At 41.8% G+C, this 14,194-nt stretch carries 24 protein-coding genes and 1 tRNA gene; 1 reads left to right on the top strand and 24 read right to left on the bottom strand.

The annotated features are described in order from the left end of the window. Nucleotides 1–5: 5 nt before the first annotated feature. From rplO to tuf, 22 genes are all read right to left on the bottom strand, one after another. Nucleotides 6–458 (bottom strand): 50S ribosomal protein L15, encoded by a 453-nt coding sequence (gene rplO, locus JO40_RS02140; protein WP_044977694.1) that lies wholly within the window; start codon nucleotides 456–458, stop codon nucleotides 6–8. After that, on the bottom strand, nucleotides 458–643 hold the full coding sequence (rpmD, locus tag JO40_RS02145) for a 50S ribosomal protein L30 (RefSeq protein ID WP_044977695.1): 186 nt from the start codon (nucleotides 641–643) through the stop codon (nucleotides 458–460). Before rpmD ends, rplO begins: the two co-directional genes overlap by 1 nt. 5 nt (nucleotides 644–648) lie before the next feature. Next, complete coding sequence (gene rpsE, locus JO40_RS02150; RefSeq protein WP_044977696.1) at nucleotides 649–1,170, bottom strand: 30S ribosomal protein S5; 522 nt, start codon at nucleotides 1,168–1,170, stop codon at nucleotides 649–651. A gap of 8 nt (nucleotides 1,171–1,178) precedes the next feature. Next, nucleotides 1,179–1,541: a 50S ribosomal protein L18 gene (rplR, locus tag JO40_RS02155; RefSeq protein ID WP_044977697.1), complete on the bottom strand. Its 363-nt coding sequence runs from the start codon at nucleotides 1,539–1,541 to the stop codon at nucleotides 1,179–1,181. 10 nt (nucleotides 1,542–1,551) lie between these two features. Next, nucleotides 1,552–2,091, bottom strand: coding sequence for a 50S ribosomal protein L6 (rplF, locus tag JO40_RS02160; protein WP_044977698.1), 540 nt, complete (start codon nucleotides 2,089–2,091; stop codon nucleotides 1,552–1,554). A 10-nt stretch (nucleotides 2,092–2,101) separates the two neighbouring features. Beyond that, complete coding sequence (gene rpsH / locus JO40_RS02165; protein WP_044977699.1) at nucleotides 2,102–2,500, bottom strand: 30S ribosomal protein S8; 399 nt, start codon at nucleotides 2,498–2,500, stop codon at nucleotides 2,102–2,104. Between the two features lie 11 nt (nucleotides 2,501–2,511). Continuing rightward, nucleotides 2,512–2,697: a type Z 30S ribosomal protein S14 gene (locus tag JO40_RS13020; protein ID WP_002670020.1), complete on the bottom strand. Its 186-nt coding sequence runs from the start codon at nucleotides 2,695–2,697 to the stop codon at nucleotides 2,512–2,514. A gap of 11 nt (nucleotides 2,698–2,708) precedes the next feature. Further along, the gene (gene rplE / locus JO40_RS02170) at nucleotides 2,709–3,260 is read right to left on the bottom strand and encodes a 50S ribosomal protein L5 (RefSeq protein ID WP_044977700.1); all 552 of its coding nucleotides are present in this window, start codon (nucleotides 3,258–3,260) and stop codon (nucleotides 2,709–2,711) included. Continuing rightward, nucleotides 3,260–3,574 (bottom strand): 50S ribosomal protein L24, encoded by a 315-nt coding sequence (rplX, locus tag JO40_RS02175; protein ID WP_044977701.1) that lies wholly within the window; start codon nucleotides 3,572–3,574, stop codon nucleotides 3,260–3,262. Before rplX ends, rplE begins: the two co-directional genes overlap by 1 nt. 9 nt (nucleotides 3,575–3,583) lie before the next feature. Next, nucleotides 3,584–3,952 carry a 50S ribosomal protein L14 gene (rplN, locus tag JO40_RS02180; RefSeq protein ID WP_044977702.1) on the bottom strand — a complete coding sequence of 123 codons (369 nt, stop codon included), beginning with the start codon at nucleotides 3,950–3,952 and terminating at the stop codon, nucleotides 3,584–3,586. Between the two features lie 18 nt (nucleotides 3,953–3,970). After that, entirely contained in the window at nucleotides 3,971–4,243 is a 273-nt protein-coding gene (gene rpsQ, locus JO40_RS02185; RefSeq protein ID WP_044977703.1) for a 30S ribosomal protein S17, read from the bottom strand. A gap of 11 nt (nucleotides 4,244–4,254) precedes the next feature. After that, nucleotides 4,255–4,464, bottom strand: coding sequence for a 50S ribosomal protein L29 (rpmC, locus tag JO40_RS02190; protein ID WP_044977704.1), 210 nt, complete (start codon nucleotides 4,462–4,464; stop codon nucleotides 4,255–4,257). Between the two features lie 12 nt (nucleotides 4,465–4,476). Then, a complete protein-coding gene (gene rplP / locus JO40_RS02195) occupies nucleotides 4,477–4,896 on the bottom strand; it encodes a 50S ribosomal protein L16 (RefSeq protein ID WP_044977705.1) in 420 nt (139 codons plus the stop codon). A gap of 2 nt (nucleotides 4,897–4,898) precedes the next feature. Beyond that, nucleotides 4,899–5,618, bottom strand: a complete 720-nt coding sequence (rpsC, locus tag JO40_RS02200; protein WP_044977706.1) for a 30S ribosomal protein S3 — start codon at nucleotides 5,616–5,618, stop codon at nucleotides 4,899–4,901. A 2-nt stretch (nucleotides 5,619–5,620) separates the two neighbouring features. Further along, on the bottom strand, nucleotides 5,621–5,977 hold the full coding sequence (gene rplV / locus JO40_RS02205) for a 50S ribosomal protein L22 (protein ID WP_044977707.1): 357 nt from the start codon (nucleotides 5,975–5,977) through the stop codon (nucleotides 5,621–5,623). A gap of 10 nt (nucleotides 5,978–5,987) precedes the next feature. Further along, on the bottom strand, nucleotides 5,988–6,266 hold the full coding sequence (gene rpsS / locus JO40_RS02210) for a 30S ribosomal protein S19 (protein WP_044977708.1): 279 nt from the start codon (nucleotides 6,264–6,266) through the stop codon (nucleotides 5,988–5,990). A gap of 12 nt (nucleotides 6,267–6,278) precedes the next feature. Continuing rightward, on the bottom strand, nucleotides 6,279–7,106 hold the full coding sequence (gene rplB / locus JO40_RS02215) for a 50S ribosomal protein L2 (RefSeq protein WP_044977709.1): 828 nt from the start codon (nucleotides 7,104–7,106) through the stop codon (nucleotides 6,279–6,281). Nucleotides 7,107–7,139: 33 nt separating this feature from the next. Continuing rightward, nucleotides 7,140–7,424, bottom strand: a complete 285-nt coding sequence (locus tag JO40_RS02220; RefSeq protein WP_002672216.1) for a 50S ribosomal protein L23 — start codon at nucleotides 7,422–7,424, stop codon at nucleotides 7,140–7,142. Between the two features lie 2 nt (nucleotides 7,425–7,426). After that, entirely contained in the window at nucleotides 7,427–8,062 is a 636-nt protein-coding gene (rplD, locus tag JO40_RS02225) for a 50S ribosomal protein L4 (RefSeq protein ID WP_044977710.1), read from the bottom strand. A gap of 14 nt (nucleotides 8,063–8,076) precedes the next feature. Next, entirely contained in the window at nucleotides 8,077–8,703 is a 627-nt protein-coding gene (gene rplC / locus JO40_RS02230; RefSeq protein WP_044977711.1) for a 50S ribosomal protein L3, read from the bottom strand. A 58-nt stretch (nucleotides 8,704–8,761) separates the two neighbouring features. Further along, nucleotides 8,762–9,070 carry a 30S ribosomal protein S10 gene (gene rpsJ / locus JO40_RS02235; RefSeq protein WP_002669994.1) on the bottom strand — a complete coding sequence of 103 codons (309 nt, stop codon included), beginning with the start codon at nucleotides 9,068–9,070 and terminating at the stop codon, nucleotides 8,762–8,764. A 63-nt stretch (nucleotides 9,071–9,133) separates the two neighbouring features. Then, on the bottom strand, nucleotides 9,134–10,321 hold the full coding sequence (gene tuf / locus JO40_RS02240; RefSeq protein ID WP_044977712.1) for an elongation factor Tu: 1,188 nt from the start codon (nucleotides 10,319–10,321) through the stop codon (nucleotides 9,134–9,136). A gap of 534 nt (nucleotides 10,322–10,855) precedes the next feature. Here tuf and JO40_RS02245 point away from each other — a divergent pair. Next, nucleotides 10,856–10,938 (top strand) — tRNA-Leu (locus JO40_RS02245). A 37-nt stretch (nucleotides 10,939–10,975) separates the two neighbouring features. On the opposite strand, the gene JO40_RS02250 is transcribed toward JO40_RS02245, so the two are convergent. Beyond that, nucleotides 10,976–11,995 carry an endonuclease/exonuclease/phosphatase family protein gene (locus tag JO40_RS02250; RefSeq protein ID WP_044977713.1) on the bottom strand — a complete coding sequence of 340 codons (1,020 nt, stop codon included), beginning with the start codon at nucleotides 11,993–11,995 and terminating at the stop codon, nucleotides 10,976–10,978. A gap of 63 nt (nucleotides 11,996–12,058) precedes the next feature. Beyond that, on the bottom strand, nucleotides 12,059–14,089 hold the full coding sequence (recG, locus tag JO40_RS02255) for an ATP-dependent DNA helicase RecG (RefSeq protein WP_044979677.1): 2,031 nt from the start codon (nucleotides 14,087–14,089) through the stop codon (nucleotides 12,059–12,061). Between the last annotated feature and the right edge of the window lie 105 nt (nucleotides 14,090–14,194).

The following is a 14,194-nucleotide window of genomic DNA, read 5'->3' on the forward strand; positions in this document are numbered from 1 at the left end:
CGCCTTTATGTTTCAGACTGAACTATTGTTCCGCCTGCCTTTTCTATTTTTTCCTTAGCCGATGCCGAAATTCTATCGACCTCAACCGTCAATTTTTTTGTTATATCTCCTGTTCCCAAAATTTTAACATAAAGAGAACCTTTTCGGAGAAGACCTTTTTGCATTAAGGATTCTTTGTTTACGGTCTCGCCGTCGCTGTACTTTGTTTCAAGCATAGCAAGATTTACAACATAAACTTCCTTTTTAAAAGGATAGTTTGAAAATCCTTTTTTTGCAACACGGCGGTACAAGGGCATCTGTCCGCCTTCAAAGCCGGCATAAACCTTACCGCCTGAACGGGCTTGCTGCCCCTTGTGGCCTTTTCCGGAAGTTTTTCCCCAACCGGAAGAGGAACCGCGTCCTACAATCTTCTTTTTATGAGTTGCTCCTTGAGGAACAGTTAAATTAAATTCGGACATTAGTTTAACTCCTTAACTTCAACTACATGAGCAATAGATTTTACCATGCCTAAAATAGCAGGATTTCCCTCATGCTCAACCACCGAGTTGACCTTTTTTAATCCCAAAGAGCGTACGGTTGAGCGGACATGGTGTCTCTGCCCTATTGTGCTTTTTATCAATTTAATACTAATTCTCTTTGCCATTTATCTTACCCCCATACATCCAAAAGGGTTTTACCGCGGCTTTTAGCAATTTTTTTGCCGTCCATCAAGAGACCTGCGGCATCAAAGGTTGCCTTAACTACGTTTACTGCGGAACTTGATCCCAAAGACTTTGAAAGCAAATCTGTTGCGCCGGCAGCTTCCATAATGGCACGGATTGTACCGCCCGCGATAATTCCGGTACCGGAACAAGCCGGACGCAAAAGAACGGATGAACCTTTGAACTTGCCTTGAACTTCATGAGGAATCGTACCGTTTTTAAGCGGAAAGGTTACCATATTGGCTTTTGCCTTTTCGATACTCTTTCTGATTGCATCGCTTACATCATTTGCCTTACCGAAACCGTATCCTACCCGTCCTTTTTGATCACCGACAACAGTCAAGGCAGAAAAGGAGAACCTGCGTCCGCCCTTTACAACCTTTGCCGTTCGGTTCAATTTAACAAGTTTTTCAACGTATTCTTTTTCAGTATGCTGGTTATCCCGCTTTGATTCTTTTTGATGACTCATAACCTCTCCTAAAACTTAATTCCTGTTTTTCTTGCACCGTCGGCAACGGCCTTTACAACACCGTGGTAAAGATATCCGTTCCTGTCAAAAACAACAGTGTCAATATTTTTTTCCTTGAGGCGCTTGCCGATTTCTTCACCGACCTTTGCCCCAGATTCAACATTAACCTTAAGCGATCGAAGAGCTTCTTCCATTGTAGAAACGGCAGCCAATGTCTTGCCCTCTGCATCATCAATAACCTGAACCGAAATACGTTTATTGCTTCGGAACACGGTCATACGAGGGCGTTCTGCAGTACCGAAAATAGACTTTCGAATGTGCATCTTTCGCTTAAATCTTTTTCTATCTTTATCATTACGTTTTTTGTCCATAATACTACCCTTACTTTACACCGGACTTACCGACTTTTCGTTTGATGATTTCGTTTTCATAACGAATTCCCTTGCCTTTATAGGGTTCAGGACCTCTCAGTTTTCTTACCTGAGAAGCAAATTGTCCGACCGCTTCTTTGGAAGCTCCTGAAATTATAACTTTCAGCTGGTCAACCTTTACTTCAATTCCTTCAGGAATAAGAACGGAAAAGTCGTTTGAATAACCCAGTGCCATTACAAGGAGCTTACCTTGAACTTCAGCTCTGTAACCTACACCATTGATTACCAAGGTCTTTGTAAAGCCTGTGCTTACGCCTTTTACCATGTTGTTAAGAAGGCTTCGGTATAAACCGTGATAAGCCCTTGTCTGAAGCTCATCGTCTTTTCTTGTTACAAGAACATGATCGCTTTCAACCTTAAAATCAACAGCCTCAGTATGATAGCTTTGTGAAAGTTTCCCCTTGGGGCCTTCAACGGTAAAGGTACCGTTTGCAACATTCACTTTTACACCTGCAGGAATAGCAACAGGCATTTTTCCAACTCTTGACATATTGCTCCTCCTACCAAACCTTGCAAATGAGCTCACCGCCTACTTGGCTTTCGCCGGCAGCTTTTCCGGTTATGATACCTTTTGAAGTCGATACAATAAGGGTACCGTAACCGTTAAAAACTCTCGGTAAGCTCTTATAACCTAAATATACACGGCGGCCGGGTGTGGAAACTTTTTCGATTCCGTGGATAACCGAAGATTCTTTATCATCGTATTTTAAAAATACTCGGATGTTGTTAGCCCCTTCTTGGGTCATTTTTTTAAAGTTTTTAATATACCCTTCCGATTTAAGAATACTGATAATTTCCCACTTCATTTTTGAAGAAGGAACATCGACCGATTCGTGACCGGCGGAAGCAGCATTTCTAATTTTAGTGAGCATGTCTGCTATTGGATCTGAAACACTCATTATCGTTCCTCCTACCAACTTGACTTTGTAACGCCGGGGATTTGCCCTTCGCTTGCCAATTTTCTAAAACAAACACGGCACATCTTGAATTTTCGCAGATAACCTCTGGGGCGTCCGCAAACCTTACATCTATTATACTGCCGTGTCGGATACTTCGCTTTTCTGTTAGCTTGATTAATTTTTGCAACTGTAGCCATGAAATCCTCTCTTACTTCCTAAAGGGCATACCAAACTTTGCAAGAAGCGATCTTGCCTCTTGATCAGTCTCGGCAGAAGTTACCACGCTTACATTTAATCCCGAAATACGCTCAATTTTATCAAAGTCAATTTCGGGGAAGATGATTTGCTCGGTAATACCCACTGAATAGTTTCCGCGACCGTCAAAACCGTTCGGGTTAACTCCGCGGAAATCCTTAACACGCGGCAAAGCAACATTGATAAAGCGGTCTAAAAATTCATACATCCTAGCACCGCGCAAAGTTACCATTGCCCCAATCTCATTTCCCTCACGAAGTTTAAAGTTTGCTATACTCTTTCTTGCCTTTGTTTTCACAGCTTTTTGACCGGTGATTGTTTCAAGGTCAGTTACTGCAGCATCAAGTAGTTTCCTATTCGTGAGAGCTACACCAACACCCATGCTTACTACGACTTTTTTAAGCCGAGGAATTTGCATAACGGAACTGTAATTAAATTCCTTTTTAAGCTCGGGCATGATCTGTTCCGTATAGACTTTCTTAAGCCGAGGTACGTAATTACTCATTATAACGCTTCTCCACACTTACGGCAAATTCTTGTTCTTTTGCCGTCCTTTATTTCATATGCAACTCGGGTTTTGCCGCATTTTTTGCATATAATCATAACATTGGATGCAGATATCGGAGCTTCAATTTCTACAATTCCGCCCTGATCCTGCTGGCTTCTTTTGCGCATGGCTTTTTTTGTCATATTAAGACCGCCGACGATAACCTTATTATCTTCCTGCAAGACCTTTACGACTTCGCCCCGCTTGCCCCTTTCTTTGCCTGCAATAATTTCTACACTATCATTGCGGCGAATTTTCATCTTTCCTGCCATAAACTCTCCTTAAAGAACTTCCGGAGCAAGAGAAACTATTTTCATGTAATCATTATCACGAAGTTCTCTGGCTACAGGGCCGAAAATACGTTTTCCCTTGGGGTTTTTATTATCATCGATGATTACGCAAGCGTTATCATCAAAACGAATATAAGTTCCGTCGGGACGGCGGTATTCTTTTGAAACACGCACAATAACGGCTTTTTCTACCGTACCCTTTTTAATAACCGACGTAGGCAAGGCTTCTTTTACCGCCACAACGATTATATCCCCAATACCTGCATATCTGCGTTTTGATCCGCCGATAACCTTAATACATTCGACGAGTTTAGCGCCCGAGTTATCGGCAACGTTTAATCTTGTTTCAACCTGTATCATTTACCTTAACTCCTTGCCTTACTTAGCCCGCTCAATAACTTCAGTAAGCATCCAAGCCTTCTCTTTGCTGATAGGCTTATGCTCTACAATTCTTACAGTATCGCCGATGTGAGCCGTATTCTCTTCATCGTGAGCCTTGTACTTTTTACTGCTCGATACGTATTTTTTATACAGCTTATGAAGCTTTTTGGTTCGGACTTCAACAACGATGGTTTTATTCATCTTGTCGCTTGTTACAATTCCGACAAACTCGCGCTTCCCGATTTTTTTTGTATTTTCTGTTGTTTCCACGGGTTAAGCTCCTAATTTCCGCTTTCACCGGCCAATTCTTTTTGGCGGATGAAGGTATTTAGCATCGCTATTTCACGACGCATACTTCTCTTTTCAAGCGGGTTATCCAAATGACCTACCACAGCTTGAAATCTCAAATCCATGTATTTTTGTTTTAGATCATTGCGTTTTGAAACAAGTTCTTTATACGACATTTCTCTGTACTTTGACTTCTTTTTCATTTTAAACGCTCCTTAGTCGGCCTGAATCTGCTCGGCAAACCTTGTCTTAAACGGAAGTTTACTTCCTGCCAAGGCCATAGCTTGTTCGGCCAAATTCTTATCAACGCCGGCTAATTCAAAAATAATAGTTCCGGGTTTTACAACCGCTACCCAGTACTCGGGAGCGCCTTTTCCGCCGCCCATTCGAACCTCAGCGGGTTTTTTTGAATAGGGTTTATCCGGAAAAACTCGAATCCACAATTTTCCGCCTCGCTTAATCTTACGATTTAAAGCAACACGGGCAGCTTCAATTTGTCTGTTTGTAAGCAAAAAAGGCTCAAGAGAAACTAAGGCGTAATCGCCGAAATCGATGCTGTTGCATCGTGTAGCTTCGCCCTTGATTCTGCCTCGCTGAACCTTTCTATGTTTTACACGTTTGGGACTGAATGCCATAATTATTGCCTCCCTGCTTGAGCGGGTTTTTCAGAGCGGGGTCTTCTTTGCTTTTTGAGCAAGGCACCTGCATCTTCTTTTTGTTCTCCGCCAAACATCATTCCGCTGTAAAGCCATACCTTAACGCCTATTTTTCCATAGGTTGTATCCGCTTCAGCAAAACCGTAGTCTATATCCGCCCGAAGAGTGTGAAGAGGAACCCGTCCTTCTTTCATTTCTTCGGTTCGAGACATTTCAGCACCGCCTAAGCGTCCTGAAATTCTAATCTTTATACCTTGAGCACCGGATCTCATAGTATTAAAACAAGCCTGTTTTAATACCTTTCTAAAAGAAGCTCTTCCGGCAAGCTGGCGTGCGACGTTTTGGGCAACTAAAGAAGCCCTCAATTCGGCTCTCTTTACTTCCTTAATCTTGATCTGCACTTTTTTGCCGAGCTTTTTCTGTATAATGGCTCCGATATTTTCGATATTGGCACCTTTTACACCGATTATAACGCCGGGACGAGCCGTATGAATCATAATCGTAATCCTCTGGGGATGACGGATGATTTCAATTTCGGCAATGTCTGCATTTTTACATTCAGGGAGCTCCTGAATCATAGCTCGAATCTTTAAATCCTCAAGCAACAAGTCGGCATAATTTCGGGGGCCTGCATACCAGCGAGACGACCAAGTTTTGTTTATACCAAGTCTTAATCCTGTAGGGTTTACTTTCTGTCCCATATCTACTCTCCTGCTCTCTCGTCAACGACAACTGTGATATGACACATGCGCTTTAAGAGCATGTCTGCACGCCCCTTGCCGCGACACCAAATTCTTTTTAGCCTAGGCCCTTCGTCAATCATAATTTCCTTAACAAAGAGCATATCTTCATCAAGCTGTTTATTTTTGTAAAGAGCATTTGAGGCAGCCGATTTCATCGTCTGAGAAATTAAGACGGCTCCCTTTTGAGGCATATTTTCCAAAATAGCCATTGCTTCCGGATAAGGCTTGTTTTTTACGACATTCGCCACCGGCCTTACCTTAGTAGGTGATGCAATAAGAAATTTCGTTGTTGCTCGATATCCTGTTCTTTCAGTCATCTTCTTTCACCTATTTTACAACCTTCTTGTCGGAGTTTGCATGTTTGCGGAATGTGCGCGTAGGAGCAAACTCTCCAAGTTTATGTCCAACAAGATTCTCGGTTATATAAACCGGAATCCACGTCTTGCCGTTATGTACCGAAATAGTGTTACCTACCATTTCAGGTATAATTGTAGAACAGCGGGAATAAGTCTTAATCGGTTTCTTTTTACCCGATCTGTTCATCTCGTTTACATTCTTAAAAAGACTCTTTGCGATAAAAGGTCCCTTTTTAATTGATCTTGACACTTCTGCAACCCCCTACTTCTTCTTTCGTCTTGAGACAATGAAGCTATCCGAAGGATTGCGCTTCTTGCGGGTCTTATAACCCTTACAAGGCTGTCCCCAAGGAGTAACGGGATGTCTTCCCTTTCCTCGTCCTTCACCGCCGCCGAGGGGGTGATCAATCGGGTTCATAGCCATACCGCGAACGGAGGGTCTGATTCCAAGCCATCTTGATCGACCGGCTTTGCCAAGACTTGTATTCATATGATCTTCATTGCCGACTTCGCCTATTGTTGCATAACATTTTTTATTTACTAAGCGAGTTTCTCCGGAAGGCAATCTTATGGTAACATATTCGCCTTCTTTTGCAGCAACCAATGCGCCGGCACCTGCCGAACGCGCCATTTGTCCGCCTCTTCCGATTGTAAGCTCAATATTATGCACGGTAAAGCCGACGGGAATTGCTTCCAAAGGAAGAGCATTTGCAACATCCAATGTAGCCATTTCGCCGCTCATAATCTTTTGACCGATTCTTAAACCCTTAGGAGCGATGATATATCGCTTTTCGCCGTCAGCGTAAAAAATCAATGCAATATTTGCACTGCGGTTAGGATCATACTCGATTGTCCTTACAGTGCCCGGAATACCATATTTATTTCGCTTAAAATCGATTTGTCGGTATTTCTGTTTATGTCCGCCGCCTTGGCCTCGAACTGAAATGCGCCCTCTTGAATCGCGTCCTGCTCTGTTCTTTTTGCCTGTAGTCAAAGACTTTTCAGGCTTTTGAGCTGTAATTTCATCTTTTCGCAAATCAATTCGTCCGCGCAATCCTGGCGTCATCGGCTTATATTCTTTTAGAGCCATTTTGCTATCCCCTTAGCATAAGCACATTAAGGCTTACGCACCTTCAAAAATCTTAATTGTCTCACCCTTGGCAAGTTTTACGGTTGCCTTTTTCCAAGATGAAGTTTTACCTTCCTTGTAGCGGAGACGCTTAGTCTTTCCTCGAACATTAACAACAGTACAATCGGTAACTTTTACATTGAACAATCTTCGTACTGCTTCCTTTATCTGAATCTTGGTAGCCTTTGGCGCTACTTTGAAAACATATTTGCCCTGCTCGCGAAGTTCTGTGCTTTTTTCCGTAAGAACAGGCGCGATAAGTATATCATTGTATTCCATTATTATTCGGCCTCCTTACATCCGTAAAATTCAGAAAGATTTTTTGCGGCAGATTCAAGCATAATAACTTTTCGGCCATAGAATAAATCGTGGGCTCGAAGGCGGTTATATGCTAAGAATGAAATATGCGGAATATTGCGCCCTGCTCTTTTTACCAAAGAATCATCATCCTTTAGAATAATAACAGTGCGTTCACCCTTTGCAAAATTATTTAAAATCTTTACAAGGTCACGGGTTTTTCCGCTTTCTACCGTAAAATCTTCGACAACCACTAACCTGTCGTTTTGAGCTTTAAGGCTCAAAATTGACTTCATTGCCAATCTTTTTGCTTTTTTAGGCATAGAATAGCTGAAATCTCTAGGTTTAGGTCCAAAAACAGTTCCTCCTCCGACTAAAAGAGGGGATTTTTTATCGCCGCGCCGTGCACGTCCTGTACCCTTTTGACTGTAAGGCTTGGCATTTGAACCGTGAACCTCAGCTCTACCCTTTGTACAAGCCGTTCCGACCCGTTTATTGGCTAATTCATTATTGATGGCGTAGTAAATAACATCATCATTTACGGGAAGACCGAACACCTTGTCATCAAGATTGATTGTCCTCAATTCTTTACCATCGACTGAATAGACTTTCTTTTCCATGTCTTCTACCGTCCTTATTTAGCCCGCTTTACTGCGGATTTTAAGAATACAGTTGCATCCTTTTTACCCGGAACAGAACCGCGAACCATTATTACACCCAATTCAGGATCAATTTTTACGATTTGCAAATTTTGAACGGTAACCTTATCACAACCCATTCTTCCGGGCATTGTCGTATTTTTAAAAGAACGGCCCGGAGTTGTGCAGTGTCCCGTCGAACCTGCTTCACGGTGGAATTTAGAACCATGGCTTGCTCTACCGCCTCCATAGCCCCATCGCTTCATAACACCCTGAAAACCTTTTCCTTTTGAAATTGCCGTAATATCCAAATACGGAACCTTTTCAAAAACTTCTACACCCAGCTTGTCCCCGACTGCAACTTCTTTATCAAAGCCGCGGAATTCCTTTAAAAGTTTTAAAGGTTTAAGGCTTTCGCTAAACTGTCCTGCATAGGGTTTACTGGTGTGTTTTTCTTTGAGCTCACCCAAACCGAGCACTACTGAAGAGTATCCGAACTTGTCCTTGTCCTTTAGCGCAACAACGGTATTGGGTTCTACCTGAATAACCGTAACCGGCATAAGATGACCGACTTCATTAAAGATTTGGGTCATGCCGATTTTTTTTCCAATCAGTCCAATCATTTAAATTCTCCTAAGGTACGCACCCCTGATTAAAGGCCGTCTACCATTTGAATAAATCTTATTGTTTAATTTCTACATCAACACCGGCTGAAAGCTCCAATGCCAACAAAGCATTCATAACTTCTGCCGAAGGTTCGATAATATCGATTAACCTTTTGTGTGTCCTCATCTCAAACTGCTCACGCGATTTTTTATTTACGTGGGGCGAGCGAAGCACAGTAAACTTGTTAATCCGAGTAGGAAGCGGAATAGGACCGCAAACTTTTGCGCCGGCTTTTTGAACAGCCTGTACAATAGCCTTTGAACTCTGATCAACCAATTCTACATCGAATCCGCGAAGTTTTACGCGAATCTTTTCCTTTGTCATCATTTCCTCCGAAGAGATGCAAACGGCACCTACAAAATAGTAAGTACCGTTTTTTTGCATCATTTATTCGATAATTTGGGTTACCTGTCCCGAAGCGATAGTTCGTCCGCCTTCGCGAATAGCGAGTTTAAGACCTTGATCCATAGCTATAGGGTGAATAAGTTCACCGATAATCTTTGTATTATCGCCGGGCTTAACCATATCCGTTCCTTCAGGGAGATATACAGTTCCTGTAATGTCGGTTGTTCTAAAATAGAACTGAGGTCTGTAACCTGAGAAGAAAGGACTGTGGCGTCCGCCTTCTTCTTTTGAAAGAACATAAATTTGAGCTTCAAATTTTGTGTGGGGATGAATTGAACCGGGTTTAGCGAGAACCTGACCGCGTTCAACTTCTTTCTTTTCAATACCTCTCAAGAGAAGACCTACGTTATCTCCTGCTTCACCTTGATCAAGAAGCTTGTTAAACATTTCAATACCGGTAACAACGGTTTTCTTTGTGGGTTTAATACCTACAATTTCAACTTCTTCGTTCATCTTGATAATACCGCGCTCAATTCTTCCTGTAACAACGGTACCGCGTCCCTGAATTGTGAAGATGTCTTCAATAGGAAGAAGGAAAGGCTTGTCGGAATCACGTACAGGATCCTTAAAGTATTCATCCATTGTTTTAAGAAGCTCTTCGATGCAAGCCGTATCTTCTGCGGAAGCGCCGTCCTGTAAAGCCTTAAATGCAGAACCCTTAATAATAGGAGTATCTTCGGGGAATCCGTAAGATGCCAAAGTTTCGCGAACTTCTTCTTCTACCAACTCTACAAGCTCGGGGTCATCCACGAGGTCAACCTTATTAAGGAAGACGATAATTGAAGGCACACCTACCTGACGGGCAAGAAGCAAGTGCTCTTTTGTCTGAGGCATAACCGAGTCCGGAGCGGAAACTACAAGAATAGCACCGTCCATCTGGGCAGCACCGGTAATCATGTTTTTAACATAGTCGGCGTGTCCGGGGCAGTCGATATGGGCATAATGCCTCTTATCGGACTGATATTCCAAGTGGCGGGTATTGATAGTAATACCTCGCTCTTTTTCTTCCGGTGCATTGTCGATCTCGTCATATTTTAGAAGCTTATCACCGTACTTCTTTGCACAATACGTAGTGATCGCTGCCGAAAGAGTGGTCTTACCATGGTCAACGTGACCGATGGTACCAACATTCATGTGAACTTTCGTTCTGTTAAATTTTTCCTTTGCCATGAGATCCTCCTAAAAGACGTAGGCAAGTCTAATATTTCCCGCATTAAAAATGACGAGATTAAAAAGTTAACCGGTCTTTCGTAACCGAAAAACAAGCTTAACAAAGAAACAAATCGGAGAAACACAAAACAGTGATTAAAATCAGATAAGATTTGAGCATTTTCTTTAATTTAAAGAAAAACACTTTTATCCGCCGCCCATAGGTTTTCGGACAGCATTCGGACCCACCTGATCACCTTTAAACCGTAACTCCGATGACTGGTTTGGCATCCTGCGAAGTTTTAAAGATTTCTTCTCTCATTTGTATAAACGAGGGCGGCATCCGCCTGCCTATAAGGCTTTACGGCAATGCAAAACTTCTAAAGAATACCGATTTAAAGCCTTATAGGCTATAAATCATATTTTAAATATCAGCGCCCTTTATAGCATAAAGCAGAAAAAATGTCAATAGGAAAACAATTTATAATCTAAAAATTTAGTCTTAAAAAAGCCTTTACAAAGTTTTATTTTTATGATACAATAGGACTTTAATGAGCCGGCGTGGTGAAATGGTATACACGATAGACTCAAAATCTATTGGGGGTGACTCCGTAAGGGTTCAAGTCCCTTCGCCGGTATTTTTTTTCATCTTCCGTTTTAAGAACGGGAGATTTTTTATTGCCTTTTTAAAATAATGCCTATCGGTAAATGATCCGAATAGCCCTTTCCTGAATGGACGGAATATTTGTCGGGATTACCCGATTCGTCGGTAAGAGGCCTTGAGTTTACTACACAAAATAAGCTTATATCAAAATCTTTTCCATCGCTTAAATTTTCCGAATAGAAAAAATGGTCTATATCTTCCCATTTACCCTTATAAAAATAACTGCCTGAGGGCTGACTTCCGTCATTAACGGCATTTTGATAAGCATTGATATTCCAGCAATTATCGAATTCAGGCAAAAGAAGAAATTCTTCTAGGGGCTGGTTAAAATCGCCGCATATGATAAAAGGGGTTTGAGGCTCCGTATTTTTTAGCTCCACCATTCTTTTATATGCTTGTTCTTCTTGCATACGTCTAAGGGCTTCGCTGTCGGCAGTGCCTACTTTAGACTTCCAATGAACATTTAATAGGACTAATTCGTTTATTTCTTTAGAATCCTCGATACGGATTCTTGTTTCAACAAGCGGCCGTAAATGGTTTTTTCCTGAATATATATTGAAAACCTTTGTCTCGATAATAGGAAACTTTGAAAGTAATGCAGTACTGAATGCGCCTCCGTTTTTGGGCGGAATAAAGACGGCATATTTATACGAATTGTTTATGGGCAGTATTTTACAAAAGTCATCCAATACCGTTTGACTTTCGATTTCTTGCAAAACAAGAATATCAGGTATGTCCTTTTCTCCTAAGCCTAAACCCAGACAAGCAAGATTAAGAGCTTCCTTTAAGCGGAACAGCCTTTCGCCGTACCGTTCTTTTGACCATTTTGTTTTTGTTCCCTTAAACTCCTTGAATTCATTTCCGTCTTCAATTGCATCAAAAAAAGTTTGGGCATTATAGCTTACAATCGAAATTTCATCTTTTTTAATATTTTGCGAAAGAAAGATATTTGTACATCCGGCACAAGAAAGGAGAAGAAGACAAAAGCACATTAAAATGAATAAGACTAAAATATTTTTTACTTTTTTCATAAGTATAACCTCCATTATTATTTTACGTTTTTCTTAAATTATTAGTAAAATAATAAAAAAAATTTATTTTTTTTCAAGCATTTCAAAGGCGGCAGAGCGGGCTTCCTGCAAAATTTTAAAATCTCGTGCAGGATCGGCAATTGTAAAGCCTAAGTGATAACCGGACTGCTCAACCCCTCCTATATCGCCGGGGCCGCGTAGTTTTAAATCTTCTTCGGCAATTATAAAGCCGTCATTGGTTTCCTTCATTACGGTTAGCCGTGTCTTTCCGGCTTCGGTAATTTTTTTCCCGTAAATTAAAAAACAATAGGCTTGCAGGTCTCCCCGTCCGACCCTTCCGCGGAGCTGATGAAGAGCGGAAAGACCGAACCTGTCGGCATGTTCTATTACCATACAGGTAGCATTGGGAACATCCACGCCGACTTCCACAACGGAGGTAGCAACGAGAATATTAAGCTTTCCCGACCTGAATTCTTCCATAATCTTTTTTTGCTCCTCTTCTGCAACCTTGGAGTGAATCAGAGCCAAACTATGGTTTGGAAAACCCGTCTTTAATTCTTCAAACATCCTTTCGGCAGACTTTAAGGATAGGTCTTCATTTTCTTCTATTAGAGGATATACAAAATAAGCCTGCCTGCCTTTTAGAATCTCTTGTCCGATAAAATTGTAAACTCTTTCAGCCTTGTCCTCCCCCGCAACATAGGTAATAATAGGCTTTCTCCCTGCGGGCATGGTTTTAATGGTCGAAATATCCAAGTCTCCAAAGATAGAAAGGGCAAGAGTGCGGGGAATCGGGGTTGCACTCATCATCAAAATGTTAGGACTTTGTTTTTCCTCATTGCTTTCAATTCCTTTTTGGATTATAGCTGAACGCTGAAGGACACCGAAACGGTGCTGTTCGTCGATTACGGCAAGCCTCAAATTTTTATATTGAACTCCTTGAGAAAAAAGAGAATGGGTGCCGATTATCAAATCGATATTTCCCTTTTGCAATTCCTGTAAAAGCCTGCTCCTTCCTTTGGCCTTGGTATTTCCCGTTAAAAAGGCAAGGCGGACCCCCAGAGGTTCTAAGAGACGGGCAGCGTTTTCGGCATGTTGGCGGGCTAAAAGCTCTGTAGGAGCCAAAAAAGCCGTTTGCCCACCCTGTTCTATTACCTTTAAACAGGCTAAAAAGGCAACAAGGGTTTTCCCCGAACCTACATCACCTTGCATAAGACGAGCCATTGGATTTAGGCCTTCCAAGTCTTCATTTATTTCGGCACAGACCGAAAGCTGATCTTGGGTAAGTTTAAAGTTGAGCCTTTCCAAAAGAGAATTTTGGAGAGGCGTTAAAATAGGTTTTTTTTTGGCGGTTTTGCCTACATTTCTCTCATCTTCAAGGTTGGGAAGCCTCCCCCGCCTTTCAATAGAGCGCATCCCTATGGCATATTGGAACAAAAAAAACTCTTCAAAAATGACGGCATAGCGGCCTTTTTCCACATCGGCCATAGATTTTGGAGCATGGAGCATAAAAAGTACTTCTTGCTTAGACGGAAGCCCGTATTTTTTTAAAATAGACTCGGGAAGCTCGGAATCTATACCATTGGCGTAGAGTTTTAAGGCAGCAGCTATTATTTTCCTCAATTTTGCCTGCCCAAGCCCTGAAGTTAGAGGATAAACAGGAAGAATTTTAGCCTGCATGTTTTCAGGCCTTTCCAGATCAAATGAAGAGGATTGAAGCTCGCCGTATTTCCTGTAAAAAGCCCCATATACAAAAGCTTTTGTCCCCACGGGAAAGCTTTTTTCTAAAAAAGGACGGTTAAAACATATAAGAGAAGCGGTCATCCCGTTTTTGTCTGCAACTATCAGCTTTAGGGTCTTCATTTTTCCGAAACCGAACCATTCATGGCCTACAACGGTAATTTCTACGTGTATTTTTTGCAGCCTATCCCAATCTAAAAAAACATTTATCTTAGAGCGGTCTTCCCAATCTCTGGGAAAAAGACGCAAGAGCCCGCCTGCATTTTCTACCCCGAGCTTTTTAAGCTGGGAGGCTGCGGCAGAGCCTACGCCTGAGATATTTGTAAGGGGGGCTTGTATTTCGGAAATCAGCATAAGCCATTTTACCATAAGTTGATGAATATTAAAAGGGCTAGACATTTTTGATAAAGGATGGTAAAATAAAAGGTATGATTTCGGCAACAAAATAAGTTTACCTCC

It is taken from the genome of Treponema putidum, from assembly GCF_000755145.1.
GTDB lineage: Bacteria > Spirochaetota > Spirochaetia > Treponematales > Treponemataceae > Treponema_B > Treponema_B putidum.

What these genes read in the sequence shown, in the direction of transcription:
- rplO (WP_044977694.1), bottom strand. Translation starts at nt 458, where the DNA reads ATGTCCGAATTTAATTTAACTGTTCCTCAAGGAGCAACTCATAAAAAG.
- rpmD (WP_044977695.1), bottom strand. Translation starts at nt 643, where the DNA reads ATGGCAAAGAGAATTAGTATTAAATTGATAAAAAGCACAATAGGGCAG.
- rpsE (WP_044977696.1), bottom strand. Translation starts at nt 1,170, where the DNA reads ATGAGTCATCAAAAAGAATCAAAGCGGGATAACCAGCATACTGAAAAA.
- rplR (WP_044977697.1), bottom strand. Translation starts at nt 1,541, where the DNA reads ATGGACAAAAAACGTAATGATAAAGATAGAAAAAGATTTAAGCGAAAG.
- rplF (WP_044977698.1), bottom strand. Translation starts at nt 2,091, where the DNA reads ATGTCAAGAGTTGGAAAAATGCCTGTTGCTATTCCTGCAGGTGTAAAA.
- rpsH (WP_044977699.1), bottom strand. Translation starts at nt 2,500, where the DNA reads ATGAGTGTTTCAGATCCAATAGCAGACATGCTCACTAAAATTAGAAAT.
- JO40_RS13020 (WP_002670020.1), bottom strand. Translation starts at nt 2,697, where the DNA reads ATGGCTACAGTTGCAAAAATTAATCAAGCTAACAGAAAAGCGAAGTAT.
- rplE (WP_044977700.1), bottom strand. Translation starts at nt 3,260, where the DNA reads ATGAGTAATTACGTACCTCGGCTTAAGAAAGTCTATACGGAACAGATC.
- rplX (WP_044977701.1), bottom strand. Translation starts at nt 3,574, where the DNA reads ATGGCAGGAAAGATGAAAATTCGCCGCAATGATAGTGTAGAAATTATT.
- rplN (WP_044977702.1), bottom strand. Translation starts at nt 3,952, where the DNA reads ATGATACAGGTTGAAACAAGATTAAACGTTGCCGATAACTCGGGCGCT.
- rpmC (WP_044977704.1), bottom strand. Translation starts at nt 4,464, where the DNA reads ATGAAAAAGAAGTCAAAGTACAGAGAAATGTCGTATAAAGAACTTGTT.
- rplP (WP_044977705.1), bottom strand. Translation starts at nt 4,896, where the DNA reads ATGGCATTCAGTCCCAAACGTGTAAAACATAGAAAGGTTCAGCGAGGC.
- rpsC (WP_044977706.1), bottom strand. Translation starts at nt 5,618, where the DNA reads ATGGGACAGAAAGTAAACCCTACAGGATTAAGACTTGGTATAAACAAA.
- rplV (WP_044977707.1), bottom strand. Translation starts at nt 5,977, where the DNA reads ATGACTGAAAGAACAGGATATCGAGCAACAACGAAATTTCTTATTGCA.
- rplB (WP_044977709.1), bottom strand. Translation starts at nt 7,106, where the DNA reads ATGGCTCTAAAAGAATATAAGCCGATGACGCCAGGATTGCGCGGACGA.
- JO40_RS02220 (WP_002672216.1), bottom strand. Translation starts at nt 7,424, where the DNA reads ATGGAATACAATGATATACTTATCGCGCCTGTTCTTACGGAAAAAAGC.
- rplD (WP_044977710.1), bottom strand. Translation starts at nt 8,062, where the DNA reads ATGGAAAAGAAAGTCTATTCAGTCGATGGTAAAGAATTGAGGACAATC.
- rplC (WP_044977711.1), bottom strand. Translation starts at nt 8,703, where the DNA reads ATGATTGGACTGATTGGAAAAAAAATCGGCATGACCCAAATCTTTAAT.
- rpsJ (WP_002669994.1), bottom strand. Translation starts at nt 9,070, where the DNA reads ATGACAAAGGAAAAGATTCGCGTAAAACTTCGCGGATTCGATGTAGAA.
- tuf (WP_044977712.1), bottom strand. Translation starts at nt 10,321, where the DNA reads ATGGCAAAGGAAAAATTTAACAGAACGAAAGTTCACATGAATGTTGGT.
- JO40_RS02250 (WP_044977713.1), bottom strand. Translation starts at nt 11,995, where the DNA reads ATGAAAAAAGTAAAAAATATTTTAGTCTTATTCATTTTAATGTGCTTT.
- recG (WP_044979677.1), bottom strand. Translation starts at nt 14,089, where the DNA reads ATGCTGATTTCCGAAATACAAGCCCCCCTTACAAATATCTCAGGCGTA.